The following is a 23,240-nucleotide window of genomic DNA, read 5'->3' on the forward strand; positions in this document are numbered from 1 at the left end:
TGGATAACCTGCATCGATGGATGCCCCACACACCGATCCTTCTCCAACACCAGAACCTGCTCCGCTTTGCCCGTCGGTGGGTCTGATCGTTGTCTCGGTGATCGTCCTGCTGATCGGTGCCGCTATCATCAGCGTCGCCATGGCAGGACTTGAACTTCTTTGGCCGAGTGCGCTCAGCTACACCATGCTACTGATGTTGGGAATCGGACTAGCGACCATGCTCGGGCAATACTTCGGTACGTTTCGCAATAGTCCCCACGGAGCACGTTTCGCCACGATCGGAAGTCTCGGAGGCCCGGCGGTTCTTTACGTTGCGTTGTTAATCCTCCGTGTCTACTCAGTCGATTGGACTCGCCCCGATGCCTCGGTAACTTCGCCCGAGGAACACCTGTTGATCTGGCCAAGCATTGCGATCGCCTCGCTCACGTGTGGTTGGTTCAACGGCCGGTGGGCATGGAAACTTGCGAAGCATGCCGGAAACGAACCTCCGCGATTGCTCACGATCTCGCTTCGAGAGATCATGGTCTTTTGTGCCGTTGTGGGGCTCCTGATGATCCCGGCCAGCTATCGTGCCAGCGTCAATCCGTCCCTTTATCGAGCAAACGTTTCCGTGCCGGATGCGCCGATTGCCGTTCCCCCAGGGGCTCAGGCCATTGAGTACGAACGCCAGCGAGACGGGCGGATACTGGTCAGCTACAAGATCGACGAAGCGGCCTTCCACCAATGGATTACCAGCGAGGACTCGGACGTTCATCACTATGGCGGCCTCTGGGAAGAAATTGCCAGTCCACTCAACGTACACCGGCCAGACCCCAGTCGCATTCCGTTGCCGATCTCAGAAGGCAATCATCAAGTTAACAAGGGACTTGCCGTGTATTGGAAGACCGAGACGCTGCATCACACCATCACCTATGATCGTGATACCGAGACGGCGTTCTACCAAGAACTGGCGATCTCGGAATAGCTTCATGCCTTGAGTCCCCATACAACATCACGTTAAAAGAAGTTTTCTTACGAATGCTTGCCATTGGCTGGATATCTGGGATCGCCTCCTACTTTGTCCGGCTGGGGTGGAATTACGTCTTGCTTTTTTGATTCATCGCTACCACGGTCCGCTTTCTTAAAGAAAGCAAACGTCATGAATACCCCGCAACCTTCGCCAGACCATGCCGAGCTTGCCGTGACCGGCATGGGGATCAGTTTGCTGGTCGCGATGATCTCGGGGCCGTTGGCCATCTTTGCTCCTTGGCGAACGGCGTTCCTAGCAAGCTGTATTGCGATGTTTGTATTTCTATGGGCCGTAACAATGTTGATCGCCCAGTATATGGCCAGCATCAGGCGGGATGTGTTCGCCTCGAAGATCATTTGCCTGCAATGGGGCAGCCTTGCGACCTGCGCGTCGATCGCTTTGATGTGGTATGCCGGCCGAACGATCTCACGGCATGGTCTGGACGTGTCCGAGTTAGGCTTCACGTCGATCGGGCTTGTCGCTCTGGTTATTGCCACCCTCATCTTCACGGTGGGCAACTGGCGATGGCGTCAGCGGCTTCTGGAAGCCAGTAAGCAAGGCATGACAACAACTCCCTGGAGCCAGCTAACCATCGTCGACATCATGGCCGCGACTTTGGTAACGGCGATCGTCTTAGGGACGTTTAGCTTTCTGTTTCGGCAGTAGCTGTTTACGCCACCGAGATATCCCCGTCGCCCGTCTCGTGTACGTCGTCGAACCGTACGCTCACGCGTTTCGAGATGCCGGACTCTTGCATCGTCACGCCGTGCAGGGTCGTGGCGGCGGCCATGGTGGCTTTGGAGTGGCTCACGATCACGAAGCGGGTCCAATCCAGAAAGCCATTCAATACGTCCACAAAACGGCCGATATTGGCTTCGTCAAGCGGGCCGTCCACTTCGTCCAGAATACAGAACGGGCTGGGGCGGAACTGGAAGATGGCCAGCAGGAGCGTGACGGCAGTCAAAGCACGTTCGCCACCGGATAGCAGCGAGATGTTGAGCGAGCTTTTGCCCGGCGGGGTGGCGATGACATCGATGCCCGCTTCCAGGATATCGACCCCTTCTTCGATGATGATATCGGCCGAACCGCCACCGAACACGCGGCGGAACATCACCTGGAAATTGCTGCGAACTGTTTCCAGCGTTTCCTCGAACAGGCGGCGGCTGTCGACGTTGATCTTGTTGATGATCTTTTCGAGCGACTCTTTCGCTTCGGTCAGGTCCTTCAGCTGGCCATCAAGCTGCTCGAAGCGAGCCTGGAATTCGTCCAGTTCCTTCAAGGCCTCCATGTTGACCGAGCCGATATTGCTGATCTTCCGCCGCAGGTCGGCGATTTCTTCATCGATCGCGGCCCGGTCGCCAGGCAGTTCGATCTCTTCGGTATCGAGCTCGACTTCGGAGATCTCGATCTGATAGTCGTCTCGTAGGCGACGCTCCAACGTGCTGCGTTCGTGCCGCAGGTCGGTGAAGGCCAGCTCCTTGCGGTGAAGCTGATCGTCAGCCGTTCGCTGCTTCTGTCGAGCCTCGACCAGCTTGGCGGTATGTTCGGCTTTCGCTTTTTCCAAATCCTTGCGAGCGCCACGTTCGGTCGCCAGCAATTCCTGCGACTCGGTCAGTTGCAGCATCGCCGAGGCGTACTCGCTAGTGGCCCGCAGGATCTCCAGCTGCTGGCTTTCGAGCTTGGCTCGATTCTGGGCGATTGCCGTGTGAATCTCTTGGATCGACGCTTTGCGTTCATCAAGGTTGGCCTGTAGCCGCTCGCTGCTGGCCTGGTGGGCTTCGACCTGCTGCTCGGCGCGGGCGAGTTCCACCTTCAGACCGGTGATCTGGCCACGGCTATCGCTGAGGCTCGCTTCGAGTTCGCCCAAGACCTGCGTCAGGCCTTCGCTGTCTTGCTCCAGCTGGGTGATCGTTTCCCGGGTCGAAGTAAGCTCTTGCTCTTTCTCTGCCAGCTGCTTTTGGTCGTTCTCGATGCGAGTCGTGATCGTTTCGCGCTGCTCGATCCGCTTGGAAAGCTCGGAGTCGGCGTCGGTGATGCGTGACTCAAGCCGCTGCTTCACCAGGCGATGCTCGGTAAGCACCGACGAGGCTTCTTGCTGTTGGCCAACCAGTTCTTCCAGGGCCTGCTTTTGCTGGGCAACGGAAGCTTGAATTTCTTCCAGGATCGCTTGTTTCTTTTCGAGAGCCTGCTGAAGCTTCTCGACTTCATTTCGCAGTGCCCGCAGCTCACTACGCCGCGAGATGATACCACCGACGTTGGTCGTCGGGCCGGCATAGACGCGGCCATCCGCTTCCAGCATCTCACCGTCGCGGGTGATGAAGCGGAGCGGCTGCTTGTAACGTTTCTTCAGTTCCAACGCACTGCGGGCATTGTCGACAAACCAGATACCACCTAGCAGGAAGCGTGCAACCGGCAGGAAATCGTCTTCGGCTTCAACAAAATCAAGGGCATTGCCCAACACTCCGGGTTCGTGCCGCAGTCCGGACGGCTCGTCATCCTCTCGATTGGGTAACGACTCCATGTCGAGCAGACCGACGCGACCCGGGAAAATCACTTCTCGCTCCAACACTTGCTGCAGCAGCTCGCCGTTTTCCAAGATCACCAGCTGAGCCGAATCCCCCAAGGCGATTTCGATCAGCCGAGCGTATTCGACATCAACACGAACCACATCAGCGACCAGGCCGATCACCGATTGAAACAGCGGAAGCCGTTCGACGCGTGCCCGGGAAAGGATTTCCTTGACGCCGGAGTTCACCCCTTCGCTGGTGCGTTCCAGTTCATCAAGCACCGAAGCTCGTTCCGCGGCGACCGCTCGGCGGCGAGACAGGGCATCCAGGTCCGCCTGAATATCGGCTGCTTCCTGCTCCTGCTTTCGCAATGCTCCCTTGGCGTCGGTCACATCGGCCTGGGCGGTCGACAGATGCTCGACCAGGCCGCCTTCATCCTCGGTCAGCTGTTCGAGCTCACTACGATGCTCATCCAGGCGGGTCTCGTCGCGCTCGATGTTCGTCTCGATCGCTTCCAGTTGGTTCTGGTCGCTTTCGATGCGGGCCTTCACCGCACCCAGGGCATTGTCGAGCGTCGAGACATGCCGCAGCAGTTCCAGATGCTGCTGACGGTTGGCTTCGCCTTGCTCGCGTTTGGCTTCGATCTCTGCTTGCACTTCCTGGGTGGCCGCTTCCACGCTTTCCAGGTCGGCCGAGACGACGTCGCGCTGCGTCTTCGCTTTCGAGAGATCGTGCTGCGCCTCGGCCAGATCGGCAGTCAGTGTTCGCAGCGAACCGAAGTTCCGAACCAGGCTGACCGATAGCGATGTCGACTCCTGTTCCAGGTCGGTAAGTAGCCGGTACTGCATGCCGGACGAAGAGTGCAGGGTGGCCAGACGCTGGGCCAGCTTGGCGTGCTGCTCTTCCTTCTGCGAAAGCACCGACTGCAGCTCGAATAGCTTGGCTTCCGCTCCTTCAAGGCCGGCCTCCGCGTTGGTGATTACTTCCTGGGCGTTGGCCTGATCCTTGCGCAGCTCTTCCAGCTCGCTGGAATACTGCTCGACGCGAACCGATAGGCTGTTCCAGTCTTCCATCCCCACGACGGTGCGTAGCAGCTGGAGACGCTCGGTGTATTCGCGGTACTTCTGGGCCTTGCCGGCCTGGGCTTTGATGCTGCGATAGCGAGAGCCGACTTCCTCGACGATATCGGACAGCCGCACCAGGTTCTGGTCGACCCGGTCGAGCCGTCGCTGTGTTTCCAGCTTCTTGGCCTTGAAGCGGCTGATGCCGGCGGCCTCTTCGAACACGGCTCGGCGGTCGCGGGGCGAGGCCTGAAGCAGCGTATCGACTTTGCCCTGTTCAATAATACTGTAGGCGTCGGTACCGATACCCGTGCCACGGCACAGGTCTTTCACATCGCGCAGACGACACGGATGCCGATTGATGAGATATTCGCCTTCGCCACTACGAAACACACGCCGCGTGACGTGAACTTCCGGGGCGTCGATCGGCAGGGTGCCTTCGGCGTTATCAAAGATGATGGTCGCCTCGGCGGCGTTCATCGGCTTGCGGCCATGGGCGCTGGAGCCTTTGAAGATGACGTCGGCCATCTCCTTACCACGCAGGCTCTTGGCACTCTGTTCCCCCAAGACCCACTTGATCGCGTCGACGATATTCGACTTGCCGGAACCGTTCGGGCCGACCACGACCGTAATTCCCTCCGGGAATTCCAGGCGAGTCTTGTCGGCAAAACTCTTAAAGCCGTGAAGCTCTAAGGCCTTCAGCATATTCGGCTCCGACGGGGGGGCGGATTAAAAGGACGCAATGGATAAACACTCCAGAGTCCTCTAATCGAACGTCGGGATCAAGGTGTCATCCCCTTCCGCGTAGGTGGTTACCTCGGAAGACTCTTCGGTTTTGGCAGAATCTGACGACTGGGAGAAGTTATCCGTGAAGTTTTCCTGCGAAGGAGACTCCTCGGTGACCAACTCTTCCGAGCGGACGTAGCTGCGATCGGGTCGCGGCATCGCGTTCACCTCGACACGAGCAGTCAGGTAACCTTCGTTTCGCAGAGCGAAGACGTTTCGGACGATCTCGCCATAGCCACACTCGATTTCGGTGAGGGCCTTGATGATTTCCTTCAGGTCGCTCGAGCACTCCTTCTCTAGCTCGCCGCCGCCAGCTTCAAACCGCGTGACCTTGATCTTGCGATGCCCAGAAGAGCGGATCGTGAGACCATTTTGCCCCACGAAGGCCACATCGCCGGTCAGGCGAACGTCGGTTCCGAAGACTACGATTTCAGGACGATCCTTTAAGCGGAAGTGAATCATCGGCGACGAAGCCGAGCGGACGTGATGCAGTTGAACGTGATTGTCCAGCAGTTCGCCAGCGATCGAAGGAAGCTGGTTCGATCGCTTCTTCAGCTGATCGAACGCCCCGTAGCGGGCCTCGGCACTTTCCTCGTGCAGCAGACCTTCCAGGCTGTCGATCACGTCTAGGTCGTCAAACGAACCGAGCGATTGCAGGGCACGGAAGCGGAAACCATTGTTCGTGCGGGCCGCTTCGGTCAGCGGCTCGACACATGCTGGATCGTTCAAGTAAGCCAACGCTTCGGCGGAGCAGAAGCGAACCAGTTCGTTCTTGGAATCGAGTCCCTTTTTCAGCGAAGGAATCGCTTCTTTGCCGATCGCTTCCAGCTTCAGAGCACCTGCCTGAGCGGTCGACTCGACCAGCAATTCGGCTTCGCACTCGGCCAGGTATCGACGTCGGAACTCGGTCGATCGAGAAAGCGGGATAAAGCGAATCACACGCATGTAACGCGAGATGCTCTCTTTGTAGCGTGGGTGGACGTCCAGCGAGATGAACTTGTCGGTCATCGGCGTGGCGACCCCTTGCTTGGTCCCTTCGCGGTACATGTGGAAGCGACCGTTGATTGCGGCTCCGATTGCGGCACTCGCGGCGATCGAGACTTCGCCTTCGATCAAGCCTAAGCCGAGCGGGCGTTCTTCGAGCATCACCGCACCACCCAGAATGTGGCCGCGACGCATGTTTGACTTGCTATTGTTGCCTTCGATCACGCTGTCGAGAACAACCGGGCCAGAGGCCATGGCGATGTCGTTACCTTTACGGGCTCGACCACCCAGGACGGCCATTTCCGAAAGTCGCGTCGAGGGCGAGTAGCCGTTTTCGAGGCTGGTCGTGTCGGTTTCGGGTGGTGCGAACACGGTAACGTCGATCGTGTCTCCTTCGCGGGCCCCAGGCGGAATGACGGCCTCCAGCATCACCAATGCCGTATGAGGTGAGGCCAGCCATTGTTGAGGCTGATCGACCTGCAGAATACGCATTTCGTTGAGCAACAGGTCGCGAGCCTGCGACGGAGGTGGATCGCTACCGGTGCCGTGTAGCCCGGTGATAAGCGTGACCCCTTTGATCTTGGCGTTGTTCATCCCGCCAGGCACTGTCAGATCGCCGACCGTGCGGACTTTGTCCCAATCGTGCGAAGGCTCTTCCTCTTTCTCATCGCCATCAGACCAAGGATTGAGATAACTCATCGATGATCCGCTGTCGCTGGTCCAAGGGGCCGTACACCCCGAGGTGAGCGCGTGCCCGACCACGATAAGGCCAAGCGTTGTAATCAGGTAAGCCGTATGAGAGCGTCCGTGCCGTGGCATTGGGTTGCTGGTCCGTCAAAAACCTACGGTATTCAGTCCGAAGAATTCCCTTCCCCCGGATCTAGTTGCGCCAAAGAGTAGGAAAACCTGATAGCACGATCAAGAGCAATTTCTTATTCGACTTAGGTTTACGGCGGATCGAACCCGCTTTTACAGAACGGGTTACAGCGCAAGATCCGGTACGCGCCACGTAGGGCCCCCGAAATAGGGCCGTACTTCCGCACCGCACCAATAAAGTAGTTGCTGCACGTCGGCTGAAAGCGGCACGACTGACCGATCCAGGGGCTGAGCGTGTACTGATAGCACCGCACGGCGAAGATCATCACCTCCGACAGCAGTGCTTGCCACCCCTGGTAAAGAAACCGTAGATAGCTCATCCTCCGGGCGCAGCCTCCGGCGGCTGGGCCTTTTGGCCGTGGTTTCGCTTCCATTTCCGAGCGGCACGATGGGCGAGCTGCACCAGGCCGTTTTCCAGCTCTGGGAAGGTCGGATGCTTCTTCGATTGCGGCAGAACCACGAAATCGAACCCACTGGGCAGCTTCTCGCGATTGAGCCGAAACGCCTCGCGAAGGCGTCGCTTCCAGCGGTTGCGCTGCACGGCGTTGCCGATCTTCTTTTTGGATACGACCAGCCCGACGCGACAGACGTTCAAGGAATTCCTGGCGGCATAGACCACCAACCAGCCGTTGCCAGCAGATGCTCGGCGCGTGAAGACCGCGTCGAAGTCTGCTGGCGTCTTGAGACGTAGTTGCGGCGGAAACCGATGAGACTTCTCCGTCACACGCTTTCCTTTCCGCTACCAGCGAAGGTCCTTGCGGGGATCTTCCGCGTGCTCTTCAGCGAACTTCCCGACGGCCTGCTTTAACTCTTCGGTGGGCTCTGCTGGCAGGGCAATCTGTAGAACGACATACAAGTCTCCAGCCTCGCCAGATGCGGATGGCACACCTTGGCCTCGAACGCGGAGACGTTTTCCACTGGAGCTTCCCGCCGGGATCTTCATGGTGACAGTGCCCCCAGGCGTCGGGACATCGATCGAACCACCCAGCATGGCTTCGGCCAGTGAGACCGGCACGGTCACTTCCAGGTCTTTGCCATTACGTTTGAAATACTTGTGCGACTCGACATGGATGCGGATCAACAGGTCGCCGGACGGGCCGCCGTTGGGACCGGGGTCGCCTTGTCCGCGGAGACGGATCTTCTTGCCGTCTTCAATTCCCGGGGGAATCTTGGCGGTCAAGCGTTCCATCTCGCCGCCAGGGCGGCGAACGTTCAGGTTAATCTCGCCCCCTTCCATGGCTTGCTTGAAGGGGACCGTCACGTCGTGCTGCAGATCGTTACCACGTACCGGTTGGGCATGCCGACGTCGACCACCTCCGCCGCCCAGTCCACCGAAGATGTCGGACAGATCCGGTCCGGCACCACCGCCGCCGAAGATATCGCCCAGGTCGAACTCATATTGAGCACCGCCCGGGCCACCGCCGGCCGAACGCCATTGATGGAAACCGCCAGGACCGCCGCCACCGGGACCGGCTCCCATGTTTTCGTAGTTGCTGCCGAACTGGTCGTATTTCTTACGCTTTTCGGCGTCGCCGACCACGTCGTAGGCGTTTTGAATCTCTTTGAATTTCGTATGAGCCGCCTTGTCATCCGGGTTGAGGTCCGGGTGATACTTCTGGGCCAACTTCTTGTAGGCCTTCCGGATCTCTTCCTGCGTAGCGGATCTCGAGACACCCAGAATCTTGTAGTAATCGTCAGCCATGAACTTCTTGATTTTCGCCTAACTGGTTCCCTGAAAACAACTTCCAACGATATTCGCGAGCGTATCCGTCTTGATTTAACTGCTCAGACGGTTGCTTCTGCAAGCTATTCTATACTTGGAAGCCGCTCTGGGGAGAGCGGCCAATTATCCCAGATTTGCCCGGCAAACACACGCACTGGTTTCCGGAAACTTCCGCCGCTATGCATTTATCCCAGATATTCGTCGCCGTTCGCGCTATCTTGCTGCTGCTTGTCCTATTGGCTGCGCCGGCCACTTTGCTTGGTGCCTATGCCGAATACGAGCTGCGCGTGGCCGACGCGAAGACACAGATGCCGTGCTCGGCCAAGATTCGCATTACGAACTCGCGCGATCGTGCCCAGCGGATCGACGGAGCTCTGATGATCGACGGAACGGCCTACTTCACCGGCGGCTTAAAAATGAAGCTGCGCCCCGGACAGTATGGTTTTCGACTGGATGCCGGCCCGGAATATCCCTTCATGGAAGGACACTTCATCCTCAATTCCGGTGATTCCGACAGCCGCACCATCGAGCTGAAGCGTTTCATCGACATGAAACAGGAAGGGTGGTACCCCGGCAACCTGGCATTATCGGGCCGCACCGACGACCTGGAAACGATCATGCTGGCCGACGACCTGGTGCTGGGCAATCACATTACCTGGAACAACCAAATCAATCCCTGGGCCGGTAAACCGATTTCCTCGCCACGTGATGAATTCGGGGCGTTTCGCTCGCTTTGGGAAATGGGTGGCGAAGATAACCGGGCTGGCGGAAAGGTCTGGTTTGCTCGCATGAACGAGCCACTTCCGGTGCAGCGTCTCCAGCCAGGCTACCCGGCGGCAACGTTCTTTCAGCCAGATCTGGGTTCGGCCCACGTGACCGCTGCGAGCCCACTGGAACCCGACCTGCCGATGTGGATCGCTCAGGATTTTCTCGATTCAATCAGCATCCTCGGGCCTGAAATCGAGTCGTACGAATTCGGCGAAAAACATCCCTTGGCCGAGAAGGCCGCTGAAATCCGCAAGGGAGACGTCACCGGCAAGGCACGCTTGGCCCTCGATATCTACTACAAACTGCTGGAAACAGGCGTTCGCATGACCCCGGTCGCCGCCAACGGTACCGATGAAGAAGACGAATCGTCTCGACTAGATCGCGTTTACGCCAAGGTGGAAGGCAATTTCACGCCAGACGCGTGGTGGGATGCCGTCGACGCCGGAAACGTCTTCGTCACCAATGGGCCGCTGCTGCGAGCTACCGTCGAAGGTTACCCGCCAGGGCACGTTTTCCCGATCAATATCGGTGAAAAGCACGACTTCCAGATCGCTTTGAGCCTGGCAACGCGGCAGACCATTGCGTACTTGGAAGTGATCAAGAATGGCGAAAAGGATTTGGAAATCTCGCTCGACGAGTACAAGGATCGGCGAGGAGTCCTGCCACCGGTGACGTTCACCGACTCGGGCTGGTTTCTCGTGCGTGTCGTCACCCAGGAATCTGGCTACTATCAGTACGCCACGACCGCTCCGTTCTACGTCGAGGCCAATGGCCAGCCGCGAATCAGCAAATCGGCCGCCGAATTCTTCCGCGATTGGGTCTTCCGCCGGGCCATGAACATCGACCTGCCGGATGGGGACCAGCGAAACGAAATCATCGATTTGCAGCGAGATGCCCGAGATTTCTGGCAAAAACGGGCCAAGATGGCCAACGCCCCGTAATTCGCCGCTCTAGTTAAGTTGCCCTGAAGCGGTAAACTAGGAGTTTCGATCCTCCAGCGAGACTCCCTCAGACTATGTCATCGTCGGCCGACTGGCGCAAGTTGTACCCGTTTTCTTCGCATTATCTGACGCTTGATGATGCGCGAATGCACTACGTCGACGAAGGTTCCGGCGAGCCCATGTTGATGGTGCATGGCAATCCGACGTGGTCGTTTTATTGGCGAAACATCATCACGCAGTTTCGCAATTCGCACCGCATGGTGGCCGTCGACCACATCGGCTGCGGTCTAAGCGACAAGCCGCAGCAATACACCTATCGCTTGCAGCGGCATATCGACAACCTGGTGGCCTTGATCGACCACCTCGACCTGCGGGACATCAACTTATTGGCGCATGACTGGGGCGGAGCGATCGGCCTGGGTGCGGCTCTGGCTCGACCGGACCGGTTTGCACGACTGGTGCTGTTCAACACGGCGGCGTTTCCGCCTCCATATTGTCCGCTGCGAATTCGCGCGTGCCGTATTCCGATGCTGGGCCCTTGGATGGTCCGCACGTTCAACGCATTTGCCCGGCCGGCACTGACGATGGCCACGGAAAAGCCGGAGCGTTTCACGCCGGACGTTTGCGCAGGCTACATTGCCCCGTACGACAACTACGCCAATCGCATCGCGACGGCCCGCTTCGTGCAGGATATTCCGCTCTCGAAGAGCCACCCAACCTACGCGGTGCTCGAGCAGATGGAACAGCAACTGCCGACCCTGTCGCATCTGCCCATTCAGCTGATCTGGGGCGGAAAGGACTGGTGTTTTCGCCTGGAATGCATGGAGCGGTTCCAAACGATTTGGCCGACTGCCCGAGCAACCGTGTTCAGCGATGCAGGGCACTACGTGGTCGAAGACGCCAACGAGCGAATCGAACCGATTCTGCGTGATTTCCTGACGCAAATGCCCACGCCTGTCGAAGTCGAGACGCCGCGATGAGCGCGAAGCAAGGACTCTCGATCGGCCAAATGGCATCGCTGGCCTGCACCCTGGAAGTGAGTGCCCCCAAGCCTGGCAACGTCCATCGCAGCGCCGACTTTGAAGACGTCACGCTGCAAGACTTTCTGGCCAGTGCGATCGCCATCGGCCCCGTCTTCGATCAAGCCCAGTCCCTTTCGCTTGGGCAGATCATCCTACAAAGTGTCGAGGCGACCTCGCTGGTAACGCGGACGAACACCAACCTGGGCATGATCTTGCTGCTGGCCCCCTTAGCCATGGCGCAAGATCCGGCAGACCTGCAAGAGGCCGCCACCGCCGCGGTCGAGAACTCGACCGCCCAAGATGCTGCGGATATTTACGAGGCGATTAACCTGGCCAAGCCTGGTGGCATGAATGCTTCCACCGAGCACGATATCGCCGGCAGTGCTCCGCCGCACATCCAGGAGGCCATGAAGCTAGCCGCCGACCGCGACTTGATTGCCCGGCAGTACACGAACGGCTTTGCCGATTTGTTCGACCAGGTCGTACCGCTGCTGACCGATCTCAGCCCGAAGTCGCTTCCTTTGAGTCAACGGATTGTCCATGCGCACGTCGCCTTGATGGCCCAGTCGCCCGATACGCTGATTGCTCGGAAAAACGGGGACGAAATGGCTCAGCAGAGTGCCATGATAGCGCAGCGGGTCATCGACGCAGGCGCTCCGATGGAAGAAGATTACATGCAGCAGCTGGCCAATCTCGATTTCTGGCTCCGCTGCGACGGCCATAAGCGAAACCCCGGCACGACCGCCGACATGATCGCGGCCGGACTGCTGGTTTGCCTCCGACAGGAAACCATCGTCGCCCCGTTTGTCTAATCGATTCTACCTGGAGTGCAGAAGATGCCCGTTCGTCACTGGGTCAAGCTAACGAAGGATCACCTCGTATTCAGTGCCGGGCACTTTATCACCTTCGGCGGCAATATCTGCGAGCGCATTCACGGGCACAACTACCGCGTCGAGGTCGAACTGCATGGTCCGCTCGACGAGAACCACTACGTCGTCGACTTCATCGCGCTGCGGGACTCGCTACAAGAGATCGTCACCGGGCTCGATCATCGAATGCTACTGCCGACCAAGCATCCCGCGATCCACGTCGCAAGTGACGGCAAGGAAGTCACCGCCTCGTTTGAAGACCGCCGGTGGGTCTTCCCGCAAGAGGAATGCATCCTGCTGGACATCCCTAACACGACCACCGAGCTACTCGCCCAGTGGATCGGCGAGCAACTTCTGATCGCTCTTCAGGAGAAGCTGCAGTGGAAACCCGAAGTTCTCCGCGTCGGTGTTGACGAAAATTACGGTCAGTGGGGTTATTGCGAATTTTCGTAGGCTCAAGCGACCGTAAAACCATTACGACCCATCTCAGTTGACCCTCGTCAGCGTCCCGAGCGTCCATCAATCTGGTCCGATGGGGACCTCGCACCCTTAAAACGGGGAAAACCGTTTGTAAGGTAAGAATTTTGGTTTGACCGACCAAGTCGGCGCTCTATTTTTGGGAGTCTTCCGAGCCAGGAAGCCTTCACGCTTGGCGTTGAAGTCGCAGCCACGAAAGACATCAAGGTCGCTTCAACGTCGTCACCTCGAAAACGGTGCTCCCATGCAGGTCGAATACATCAACCCCTTTATTAAATCCACGCTTGTCACCTTCGACACGATGCTGGGCTGTACCATCAAACGTGACAAGCTGTGCATGGCCGACCAGGTCAATGACAAGTACGAGATCAGCGGTGTGATCGGGCTTTCCGGTCGTGCCCAAGGCTCGGTCGTTGTGAGCCTTTCGCGAGAAGTCGCGATCCAAGGTGCCGCCGCCATGCTGATGATGGACGCCAATGAGTTCGACGACCTGAACGAAGACGTCATCGACGCCGTCGGCGAAATCGCCAACATGGTCGCCGGATCGGCCAAAGCCGAACTGGAAGAGCTGAACCTGTCGATCAGCCTGCCAAACGTCGTCCTGGGTCACCCTCCCGACATTCGCTTCCCTTCGCAGGTGAAGCCAATCGCCGTGACGTTTGATTGTCCTTGGGGACCGATGGCCCTGAAGGTTGGCTTCACGCCTGTGCACGCGATGATCTAAATCGATCGCTCCAATTCAAAACGTTCCTTCGCCTGAGCGAGGGAACTTACTGGCGGCCAGAACCTGAGTTCTTGTCGCCATTCGCATTTCTTGCTCAACCAAATTAAAATTCTGCCATGACGCAGAATGCCCCTGAAAAGAACGCCACCCAAGAAGATACCAAAAAAGTCCGTTGGTACTATTTCTCATCGAAGAATGAGCCCTGGTGGTCGGAGGCGATCGGAGATTTCGCTTCCGGTTATGATGACTCTGGCTGCGGATGCGGTTGTCTCCTCGTCTTCCTCTCGTTTACGTTGCCGTTTCTAATTCTGGTGACTGGCCAAGATGGCAAATTCAAGCTCCAGTTCGGCGATCTGACGGGGATGCTCGTCCTGCTGATCTCGGTAACCGTATTCCGAGTGAATCTCGGCCCAGACCCAACCTGGGCGAACGGCCTGGGCGTTCCGCTTTTGATGGGCGTGGTCGCCGGCATCGTGATGGCCGCAGTCCGCCAACGGCCGGTCTGGCTATTCGCCGGTCCGATCTCCGTTCCGTTCATGATTCTTGTTCTAGACGTCATCACATAGATGTTTTCCTAAACGGAATGCCAACACCGGACCGCTAGCACCGCCTGCCCGTCCATATTTCGCTAATCGTCAAAGTCGAACATGTCGATAAATGAGGATGACCAGTTGTTTACCCTGGGCCATTCCATTTAGCTCTCTCCCAGTTGGGCGAGAGGAAAACGCTTTCCGCAGCCATGAACAAACGCGATCCTAGCCAGCACTTCTCGAATCCTTCGCTCCGCAGGGCAGCGATTATTTTGATGTCGTTGCCGGAGGAAGAAGCAGCCCAGCTGATGGGCAAGCTCTCGCCGAAGCAGGTCGAAGCGGTTTGTATCGAAATTGCTCAGCTCGATAACCTGGACGGTAAGGAACAGGAACAGGTCATTCTGGCCTTCGCAGAACAAAACCCCAACCAACTGGGCGGTGGCGGCGGCGGGATTGGCCTGGCCAAGTCGCTGGTATCAAAAGCCCTGGGAAAGAATGCCGGCGAAACGCTCGATAACGTGCGTCAGTCGGTCGAGTCGGTCCCGTTTGGCTTTCTGCGAAAGGTCGATAGCCAGAACTTACTGACGTTTATCGTCGACGAGCATCCCCAGACCATCGCGTTGATTCTTTCGCATTTGCCGGCATCGTACGGGGCCGAGCTGATCGCAGGCCTGCCTGCGGAACGCCAATTGTCCGTGATTCGCCGTATCGCCAACATGGGTCAGACGAACCCCGAGGTGATCCGCGAGGTCGAACGAGGGCTGGAAGACCGAATGGCCAGCGTGATGAGCCAATCGTTCGAGAACGCCGGCGGTGTCCCCAGCGTGGCCGAAATCCTCAACGTGACCGATCGCAGCACCGGCAAGGCTTTGCTGGAGAATCTCTCGCAGGAAGACCCGGACCTGGTCGAAGAAATCCGCCGCTTAATGTTCGTCTTCGACGACATCCAGAAGCTGATGGACAAAGACATCCAGGCCGTGCTCAAGAATGTCGAGACCTCGCAGTGGGCGATGGCCCTCAAGGGTGCCAGCCAAGACCTCCGCGACAAAGTGGTCGGCAACATGTCCAAACGAGCCGGCGAAATGCTGCTGGAAGAAATGGACTTCCTGGGCTCGGTCAAGCTCTCCGAAGTGGAAGCCGTACAGCAGCAGATCGTGGACATCGTCCGCCGCCTGGAAGATGCCGGAGAAATCCAGCTGACCGCCAGCGACGAAGAAGAGATGATGATCCAGTAGGCTGGCTACTTCGCCTGCTCATTCTTTTGATATTCATCCCACCAGGATTGGGCTTTCGCTTTGCAGTCGGCGGCGCTGCCGTCGTAGGTGGGATAGGCTATGGAAGACTTGCGTTGGTAGATTTTGTGTTTGGTGATCGATTCGAAGATTTGCTGACAGCAATCACCATAGCGAAGCAGGTACTGTCCGTCCGAAGAGTAACTTCGCCAATGCCCTTTGCAGCGAGTCGGTCGTATATCCTCCATGTGCTGAATGAGAACAGGAATCGCCTCCATACCCAGCTCTCGAATCTTCTTCGCGGGATTGGGGGCATCATCTTCTCTCAGTCCATCAATAAACACATCACACATGCCGGGATCCGACCATTGCCCAGCGTTGTGATCACGCAGCTTATACATCCAGTAAGCAAGTTGTTCTTCTGTAGTAAACTTGGCTCGCTCTTCGGGTGTTGGCTCGCCCCATTGTCCATCCTCGGTCAGCAGTTGTTGATACCCTTCGACCATTAATTCCGCTTCCTCTTGGAAACTGTGGTCCGGCATTGCCAAAAGTCTTTGCCACTTTGTTAACAGCTCACCCCGCGGATCTCCATAGTGTCCACTAGATACGGCGGAATTCCGCAGACCGGAGGCCCGTTTCTCGGTGACGAACCGATAAACATCTTTCAGCGTACCGGGACCACCAACCTGGCGGTCCATCAGCTCGTCATGAACTTCTTTCGCATGCGCATAAAGATCGGCTGCGTGTTGCTCGCGTCCATGCTTTTGGGCAAGGTAAGCATACCGGACAGCATTTATAACATGCCGTTCCAATTGGCCGCGGTGGACCAGCATCGGCATGAGAATATTCTCCGGCAAGTCTTCCTCCTTCGGAGCACCTTCCTTAAGAAACATGTCACTTTGTTCGTCGAAATTTAGCAGCTTCATTCCCCATAGCACGGTAAAGTCCTCGTCGCGCGTATCATCAAACGAAACCCAACCACCCATTTGCTCAGGCAGCCGGCGTCGTACTTCCATTGGTTCCGGCTTGCGAAGGATGTGAGTATTGCCGCCGACGTCCAAGATCAGGACTTGCCTCTCGCGGTCATCCAACAACCAGCCGCGAATCTCGCGTGTCCAATTCGCGGGCCCAGTCTCCGCTTCGACCCACGGCTTCTCCCAAAATTCCGACAAGCCTACGGGATAAAACACTTTCCCAAAACGCTCGTAGTCCTTCGCGTCTTTCTCGGCAGCGGAAAGCATGAAATGCGTAAAGACGGCGTGAACCAACAAGACCACACCGAACAATAAACAGCGATGGAGAGTAAGTCGCATAGCGTATCAACCCAAGAAAAGTGATTCCAAGTTCCCCCCTCTTTATAGGAACGAACCGCGCTGGTTACGACCAATTTGCCCGTCGATACCCCAGCAACTTCCCACTTCAGGCCCCATCGGACCAATTCGCCAATGCTTAGCTACCAAAAAAAATTTCTAAATCGGTCGTGACACGGATCTTGGGATTTCGTATTTACTCCCCCGTCGCTGGTGAACACCGGTGACGAGGTCACAGGAACGGACATCGGAAGTCTTTTGTCACGTGGTAGTTTGCGGGAACTGCCTGCCCCCCTCCTGGGCTGAAGCTCATGCTTGTCAAGGTACACGGCTACTGGGTCGGCCGTCTTGGCAAGTGCTTCACAGAGGGCTTCCGGTTAGACCTCTGGAGCTTGGGTCATTTGCTCCAGAGGTCGCCTCCACCAACGCGGCGAGTGATTCAACGAATGAATCCTCGCCGCGTTTTTTCATGTGCAGAAGGAGAAGAGCAGGGGAGCAACCACCGATTTCACAGATCACCACCGATGAACGACAGCAAGCGAGCATCCTCGATGCTCGGCACAATATTCTGTGCTTATCGTGCCCTCCGTGGTTCGATCTCGCTCTCCCTCGCGTTGACAGCACAAAGTCGTCTACCTAGCTTGGAAACTTCTCCCTCAGTTTCTTTCTCCCCCCAGAGTAAGCCTCATGTCGAAACGTGTTGCGATTGTGACGGGCAGTTCCCGTGGTATCGGCCGGGCGATTGCCGAGCAGTTGGCCGCCGATGACTTTTGCGTCACCGTGAACTACAACTCGAGCCCGGATGCCGCCATGGAAGTGGTCGCTGGCATCGAACAGGCCGGGGGCGAAGCCATCGCGGTGCAAGCCAACGTCGCCTCAGAGCAGGGGCGTTCGCAACTCATTCTCGATACCATGGCCAAGTGGGACCGCCTGGACGTGCTGGTCAACAACGCCGGTATCACCTCGCCAGGGCGGCTCGATATCCTGGAGGCCACCTCCGAGAACTGGGATCTGGTCCTCGAAACCAACCTGAAGGGGCCCTTCTTCCTGACTCAGGACGCGGCCAACCAGATGCTCTCCCAGATCGAAGACGGCATTATTCCGGCCGGCAAGATAATCAACTTGTCGTCCCTTTCTTCCTACGCGAGTTCACCGAACCGGGCCGACTACTGCATTGCCAAAGCAGGGCTCACGATGATGACCCAGCTCTATGCCGATCGCCTGGGTAATGAGAAGATCCAGGTCTTCGAGGTCTGCCCCGGCGTGATCGCCACCGACATGACCGGCCCCGTGAAAGAGAAGTACGACAAGCAAATCGCCGAGGGGCTCACGCCGATCAAGCGTTGGGGCCAGCCAGAAGACGTCGCCAAGGCGGTCTCCGCCATCTGCGCCGACTACTTCCCCTTCAGCACCGGCCAACGCATCGACGTCGACGGTGGCTTCCACCTTCGACGCTTATAAAAACGTGCTCGTCACAGCGCCTTGGCGCGAAGGGAACCGGCGATCACCCCAATGGGGAAAATTTGACGCAGCAATTCTCAGGTCGGATAATCAAGATCACTTGATCTATTCGGCCAACTATGAACGAAACCTCGCTCAGTCTCCTCAATCGTCTCCGCCACTCTCCGGAATCCGAAAGCTGGAATCGGCTGGTCGATCTCTATGCGCCTCTGATCAGGACCTGGCTGCGAAAGTACGACGTGCAAGAGAGCGATGCCGAGGACCTCGTCCAAGAAGTTCTGCTGGCGGTATCCAAGGATGTTGCCAGTTTCCAGCACCAGGGGCGGCCGGGCGCGTTCCGAGCATGGCTCAAAGGGATTCTCGTAAATCGGCTGCGAAATTTCTGGCGAACCCGCGATCGTCGGCACGAGACGGACGGTAGGGATAATATGGAACAACGCTTGGCCGAACTGGAAAGCCCGACCAGTGAATTGACCCGCCTTTGGAATAACGAGCACGACCGATACGTGCTGCGGGAGCTCCTGAAACTTGCCAAGCCTCATTTCGCTGAAAACACGTGGATGGCGTTCGATCGAGTCGCACTGAAGGGGGAAAGCCCGCGTGATGTCGCTGCCGATTTGAATATTTCTCTGAATGCGGTCGTGACCGCTAAGTCCCGAGTACTGAGAAGGTTACGGCAAGAGGCAGACGGGCTCGTTGATTCTTATTCAGGTTTTATGGCCGACAGCTAAGCATGTTTTCACAGGACCGGTTCTTTACAGATAGCGGCACGTCGCTCACAGGCACTTGAGTCAGGGCCTGGGCAGACGAGCACTACGATCCAATGACGGAGAATTCCCGGTGCCCGAGAAAGCGAATCACCCCAGCCCTGCCCAGTTGCATGCTTTCGGTCTGGGTCGACTGTCTGCCGATGAAGCGACCGCGATTGAAGAGCACATCAACAAGTGCGAACCGTGCTGTGAAACAATCGTCGATCTTTCGTCCGATGACACATTCCTTGGACTCTTGCAGAGCGTCGATCGGGAACCAACCGATCAGACGGTGGATCAATCATCAGGCACCACTACTTCAAGCTCCGAAAGTGTTCCGACACCACTCGCGGAGCATCCTCGCTACGAGATCGTGGGGCTAATCGGTCGAGGTGGCATGGGCGATGTCTACAAGGCCCAGCATCGCAAGATGAAACGCACCGTGGCCCTAAAGGTCATCAATCGCAAGTTGTTTCGCCAAGGGCAAGCGGTCAGTCGGTTCCATCGTGAAGTCGAAGCCGCGGCTCAGCTTTCTCATCCCAATATCGTCACAGCACATGATGCCGACCAGGCAGGCGATTTCCATTTTATGGTGATGGAGTACGTCGATGGCGTGGACCTTGCCCAGGTTGTCCGGGACAACGGTGTGTTACCCATCGGCAAAGCAGCCGATTACATCCGCCAGGCAGCGCTAGGACTCCAGCACGCCAACGAACGGGGCATGGTCCACCGCGACATCAAACCACATAACCTGATGGTTACCACGGACGGCACCGTGAAGATCCTCGACTTTGGTCTCGCCTCTCTCGCTCCAGAGACTCTTTCGGATAACGACGAGGTCGAAGCACGGGGAGACCTCACGGTAGCCGGCTCGATCATGGGTACGCCGGACTTCATCTCGCCGGAACAAGCGGAAGATGCCCGAAACGCCGATATTCGTAGCGACATCTACAGCCTGGGAGCAACGCTCTACTATCTGCTCGCAGGCCGCTCGCCAATTGCCGGCAGCAATGTGACTGAGAAGCTCAAGAATCTTGCCGAATCTGAAACGCAATCGTTGCAGGAGATTCGCCACGATATTCCCGCGGAACTGTGTGCTGTCGTCGAGAAGATGCTGGCCAAGAACCCTGACGAGCGTTTTCAGTCCCCGGCCGAGGTCGCGGAAGCATTACTGCCGTTTGCAGACGGAGAAAAATCGAGTAACGCTACGGTCAGTAGTTCCAATGCACGCAAGACCAAGACCTTCCGCAACTTCTTAATCGCCGCGGGTCTGATCGGCTTAGTCGTGTCGCTGGCCATCGCCATGATGCGCGAATCGGTTGGGGATAAGCTCGCCAAAATGGCCCCTGGCGTGACGTCCGTCAATTATCCACCAGAGGGCAAGGAGTATCTGCTGCTCTACACCGTTGAGGGAGACGCTCTAGATGGAACACCAGCAGCGATCTGCGATATCGGCGACTGCCGTATTGCACTGTTGGGACAAGATATCTCGACGACGCGAGATTTCAGCGTGGGCGTGAACGTGGCGGTGTCCGATGCGTTACCGGCAAGTTCAACCAGAGAAAGGGATACAAGTGGCAACGTCTTCTTTACAAGCAATTCTGGAGACGGCAAAGCGAGTTGCAAGTTTCATGGATTTAAGTTCGACCTGACCGATAGCATGATTTCAATTGGAAAGAATTGGAGCCACAGGTGGAAAGATCCATCGTCGCCAGGGCTCCTGATTCTGGTCGATACGAAAACAAATCACTTCACCACGCAAGCGATGAAACCACGTTCCGAGCGTGAACTGCTGCCCGCAAGGTGGAAAGCGCCGCAGCAACTCGATTCAGATTCGGAATCTGGCCTCAAGTTATCTCCGGAATTGCAGGCAGGACTACGTGAATCGGGGCAAAGCCCTACCGAGTTCAACAGTAAGCTGAACGCCACCATCAGCCATGCCGCCGGGATTCCCAACGACCAGTGGGAAAAGACCGCCCAAGGCATGGGGACCGACGCGATCGAAGGGACGCCCCTTTCCGAAGTGCTTCTCATGAGTGCTCCTGCCGGCACCTCAGATCCCGGCGCTGCACCGACCCCTCCTGCCTTCCGCATGCTCACCAGTCGCATGCCTAAGCCACAAGATCTTCACAAGGCGATCTCGCCGAGCCAGGCTCACGGCTACGTATCGATCATTCAGCCAGAATACATTCAGAAGATAACGCTTGATCTTGATCCTGAGACGAAGCTATTCAAGGGTACCGTTTGGTTCGAGGCTCCCGAACTTTACGCCGGCAAGGTCGACTTCGCGCTGAAATACGACGCCAGCCGCATGGAAGTAGTCGAATTCACTCTGCCTGAGTTAGGCTTGAAACTCACCCGAGCCCCAAACGGTTTGTGGGTTCGCAATGAGATTGAGACGCCAGCAGAGCCTAGCAACGCAGAGGCCATGAACGATCTGGCAAGTTCGGTTCCCCGAGTTACCGATCGCGATCGCATCCAAGGCGACTGGGGTGCAACTTCACAATTCGTCGACGGGACACCCGTTGCCAGAAACTTCGAAAGAGATGTTATCTACTACATGATCTCCGGGTTCACCGTCAATGTGCTTGGCGGCCCCGAGATCGATCACGCGAAGTTTCGCCTGGACGATACCCAAAGCCCTAAAACGATTGACATTCAACACGAAGATGGGTCGATCGAGCGCGGCATCTACGAAGTCGAAGGGGAATCGCTGGTGATTTGCACGGCAAAACCGGGAAACAAAGACCGGCCCACCGAGATGGAGTCCCAAAAAGGTTCCGGGACAACGCTCACGACTTTCGAGCTTCTGGATCTACCTGTTCAACTAGATAGCCAGCGTATCGAGAAAACCTGGCAATTGATTTCAAGTGTCGCTGATGGAGCGGAAACGGAACAAGATGAGCCCTTGTATTTCATCTTCGACGAAGACCGACTCGTGATCGACGCTGGCACAGAGAAGGAGCAACGCAACTATCGCCTAGTCTACAGTGACGACGGCCCCAAGAAGATCAATCTTATCTTTTTCAATGGAGATGTGACTCGTTGCATTTATGAAATTGAGGGAGACACGATGCGACTGTGCCTCCAAGACTTCGAGACCAATGAGCGCCCCACGTCATTTGAGGCGACTCCCGAGTCGAAAACCACGCTGCTGACTTTCAAAGAGGTTCCGCCCACTTTCTCCGATCACCAGCTCATCCAGGGCACTTGGCAACTCACCGAGAAAATGAATGACGAAGGTCCTATTGAAACGTCCGAGTGGAAAGCCAATCCCACGACCTTTGTCTTTCAAGGCAATAAGCTGATCCGGAATGACGGAACAGAAAAGCTGGACACCGATTTCTATCTCGACCCAACCTGGGATCAAATCACGCTGATTGACGAAGAGTGGAGACTCACCCTGGGCAGCTATGAATTCGATGGAGATACGCTCCGAATTTCCCTTTCCGACGATGAGTATCTTCCGACCAGCTCTTTGGAAGACAACCCAAGCTCCCACATCAAAGTCTTTATCTTCAAGCGGGTAAAGCAGGCCGCGACAGATCAAGACGGACTCCCAGGAATCAAGCCCCGGTCGTTCGCCGATCCTGCTGAAACCGCCCGGGCTCATTTTCGCGCAATTTTTGAAGGGGACGAGAAAACTCTCAAGACGACCTATGCCGCCAACGTTCAATTGATGCCAGGACACGAATTCCTGAAGGACCAGTACGGCCTAACCGAGCCAGGAAGTCGTGCGAAAGGAGCCCAACTCCCGCGAGAGACGCTCATCAAAGCGTTTACACAACATCCAGTTACGCCCACGAAGAAGGAAGCGATTCAAGAAATGCTTCCCTTAATCAAGTTTGAACAACTGGCCGTCGCCGAGGGAGACTTCGTAATCGTCGCTGACCCGGCCGATGCCATCGACGAATCGGACAAGAAGTTACATTTCCAAATCCAAAACCGGGATGTCCTGATCAAGGTTGCCCCACCGCGAGGTGACTTCGCTCTTCTACAAATGAGAAAGCAAGATGGAACGTGGCGAGTTGTTTCCGAGTACCTCGACTGATACGCGACGAACGAGCGTGCTCAACCTTACGGTACACAATCTATACACTGGTTCGTCCACTAAGCTGGCACTCGGCCAAAACCACACCAAGTGCCAGCTGGCAAACTTTGCCGATTACGCAAAAGATTCCACTCGCACGCACCGATACTTGAGAATGCAC

General features: G+C 56.9%; 18 protein-coding genes. 12 read left to right on the forward strand and 6 right to left on the reverse strand.

Annotated elements, in window-relative coordinates:
• Positions 1-16 precede the first annotated feature (16 nt).
• Positions 17-964: a hypothetical protein gene (locus PSR63_RS27660; RefSeq protein WP_274329475.1), complete on the forward strand. Its 948-nt coding sequence runs from the start codon at positions 17-19 to the stop codon at positions 962-964.
• Between the two features lie 174 nt (positions 965-1,138).
• Positions 1,139-1,675, forward strand: coding sequence for a hypothetical protein (locus PSR63_RS27665; RefSeq protein ID WP_274329477.1), 537 nt, complete (start codon positions 1,139-1,141; stop codon positions 1,673-1,675).
• Between the two features lie 4 nt (positions 1,676-1,679).
• Here the strand turns inward: PSR63_RS27665 and smc are convergent, their stop codons facing one another.
• The 5 genes from smc to PSR63_RS27690 all read right to left on the reverse strand — a co-directional run bounded on the left by smc (position 1,680) and on the right by PSR63_RS27690 (position 8,925).
• Positions 1,680-5,282 (reverse strand): chromosome segregation protein SMC, encoded by a 3,603-nt coding sequence (smc, locus tag PSR63_RS27670; protein ID WP_274329478.1) that lies wholly within the window; start codon positions 5,280-5,282, stop codon positions 1,680-1,682.
• Between the two features lie 60 nt (positions 5,283-5,342).
• Positions 5,343-7,046, reverse strand: a complete 1,704-nt coding sequence (locus PSR63_RS27675) for a flagellar basal body P-ring protein FlgI (protein ID WP_274329479.1) — start codon at positions 7,044-7,046, stop codon at positions 5,343-5,345.
• A gap of 248 nt (positions 7,047-7,294) precedes the next feature.
• Complete coding sequence (yidD, locus tag PSR63_RS27680; RefSeq protein WP_274329481.1) at positions 7,295-7,543, reverse strand: membrane protein insertion efficiency factor YidD; 249 nt, start codon at positions 7,541-7,543, stop codon at positions 7,295-7,297.
• Complete coding sequence (gene rnpA, locus PSR63_RS27685) at positions 7,540-7,947, reverse strand: ribonuclease P protein component (RefSeq protein WP_274329483.1); 408 nt, start codon at positions 7,945-7,947, stop codon at positions 7,540-7,542. Before rnpA ends, yidD begins: the two co-directional genes overlap by 4 nt.
• Positions 7,948-7,962: 15 nt before the next feature.
• A complete protein-coding gene (locus PSR63_RS27690; protein ID WP_274329485.1) occupies positions 7,963-8,925 on the reverse strand; it encodes a J domain-containing protein in 963 nt (320 codons plus the stop codon).
• Between the two features lie 200 nt (positions 8,926-9,125).
• Between PSR63_RS27690 and PSR63_RS27695 the strand changes: the two genes are divergently transcribed.
• The 7 genes from PSR63_RS27695 (at position 9,126) to fliG (ending at position 15,512) form a co-directional block, all read left to right on the forward strand.
• A complete protein-coding gene (locus PSR63_RS27695; protein ID WP_274329487.1) occupies positions 9,126-10,655 on the forward strand; it encodes a CehA/McbA family metallohydrolase in 1,530 nt (509 codons plus the stop codon).
• Positions 10,656-10,729: 74 nt separating this feature from the next.
• The gene (locus PSR63_RS27700) at positions 10,730-11,635 is read left to right on the forward strand and encodes an alpha/beta fold hydrolase (RefSeq protein WP_274329489.1); all 906 of its coding nucleotides are present in this window, start codon (positions 10,730-10,732) and stop codon (positions 11,633-11,635) included.
• Positions 11,632-12,489 carry a triphosphoribosyl-dephospho-CoA synthase gene (locus PSR63_RS27705; RefSeq protein WP_274329491.1) on the forward strand — a complete coding sequence of 286 codons (858 nt, stop codon included), beginning with the start codon at positions 11,632-11,634 and terminating at the stop codon, positions 12,487-12,489. The genes PSR63_RS27700 and PSR63_RS27705 overlap by 4 nt, the downstream gene beginning before the upstream one ends.
• A 24-nt stretch (positions 12,490-12,513) precedes the next feature.
• Positions 12,514-12,999 (forward strand): 6-pyruvoyl trahydropterin synthase family protein, encoded by a 486-nt coding sequence (locus PSR63_RS27710; RefSeq protein ID WP_274329493.1) that lies wholly within the window; start codon positions 12,514-12,516, stop codon positions 12,997-12,999.
• A gap of 136 nt (positions 13,000-13,135) precedes the next feature.
• Positions 13,136-13,747, forward strand: a complete 612-nt coding sequence (locus PSR63_RS27715; protein ID WP_274329495.1) for a chemotaxis protein CheX — start codon at positions 13,136-13,138, stop codon at positions 13,745-13,747.
• Positions 13,748-13,863: 116 nt separating this feature from the next.
• Positions 13,864-14,313, forward strand: coding sequence for a hypothetical protein (locus PSR63_RS27720; protein WP_274329497.1), 450 nt, complete (start codon positions 13,864-13,866; stop codon positions 14,311-14,313).
• Positions 14,314-14,486: 173 nt separating this feature from the next.
• Complete coding sequence (gene fliG / locus PSR63_RS27725) at positions 14,487-15,512, forward strand: flagellar motor switch protein FliG (protein WP_274329499.1); 1,026 nt, start codon at positions 14,487-14,489, stop codon at positions 15,510-15,512.
• 5 nt (positions 15,513-15,517) lie between these two features.
• Here the strand turns inward: fliG and PSR63_RS27730 are convergent, their stop codons facing one another.
• Positions 15,518-16,822 (reverse strand): hypothetical protein, encoded by a 1,305-nt coding sequence (locus tag PSR63_RS27730; protein WP_274329501.1) that lies wholly within the window; start codon positions 16,820-16,822, stop codon positions 15,518-15,520.
• A gap of 684 nt (positions 16,823-17,506) precedes the next feature.
• Between PSR63_RS27730 and PSR63_RS27735 the strand changes: the two genes are divergently transcribed.
• The 3 genes from PSR63_RS27735 (at position 17,507) to PSR63_RS27745 (ending at position 23,080) form a co-directional block, all read left to right on the forward strand.
• Positions 17,507-18,280: a 3-ketoacyl-ACP reductase gene (locus tag PSR63_RS27735; RefSeq protein WP_274329503.1), complete on the forward strand. Its 774-nt coding sequence runs from the start codon at positions 17,507-17,509 to the stop codon at positions 18,278-18,280.
• Between the two features lie 119 nt (positions 18,281-18,399).
• Positions 18,400-19,011, forward strand: coding sequence for an RNA polymerase sigma factor (locus PSR63_RS27740; RefSeq protein ID WP_274329505.1), 612 nt, complete (start codon positions 18,400-18,402; stop codon positions 19,009-19,011).
• 109 nt (positions 19,012-19,120) lie between these two features.
• A complete protein-coding gene (locus PSR63_RS27745; RefSeq protein WP_274329507.1) occupies positions 19,121-23,080 on the forward strand; it encodes a protein kinase domain-containing protein in 3,960 nt (1,319 codons plus the stop codon).
• Positions 23,081-23,240 lie beyond the last annotated feature (160 nt).

This window comes from Bremerella sp. P1 (genome assembly GCF_028748185.1).
Classification (GTDB): domain Bacteria; phylum Planctomycetota; class Planctomycetia; order Pirellulales; family Pirellulaceae; genus Bremerella.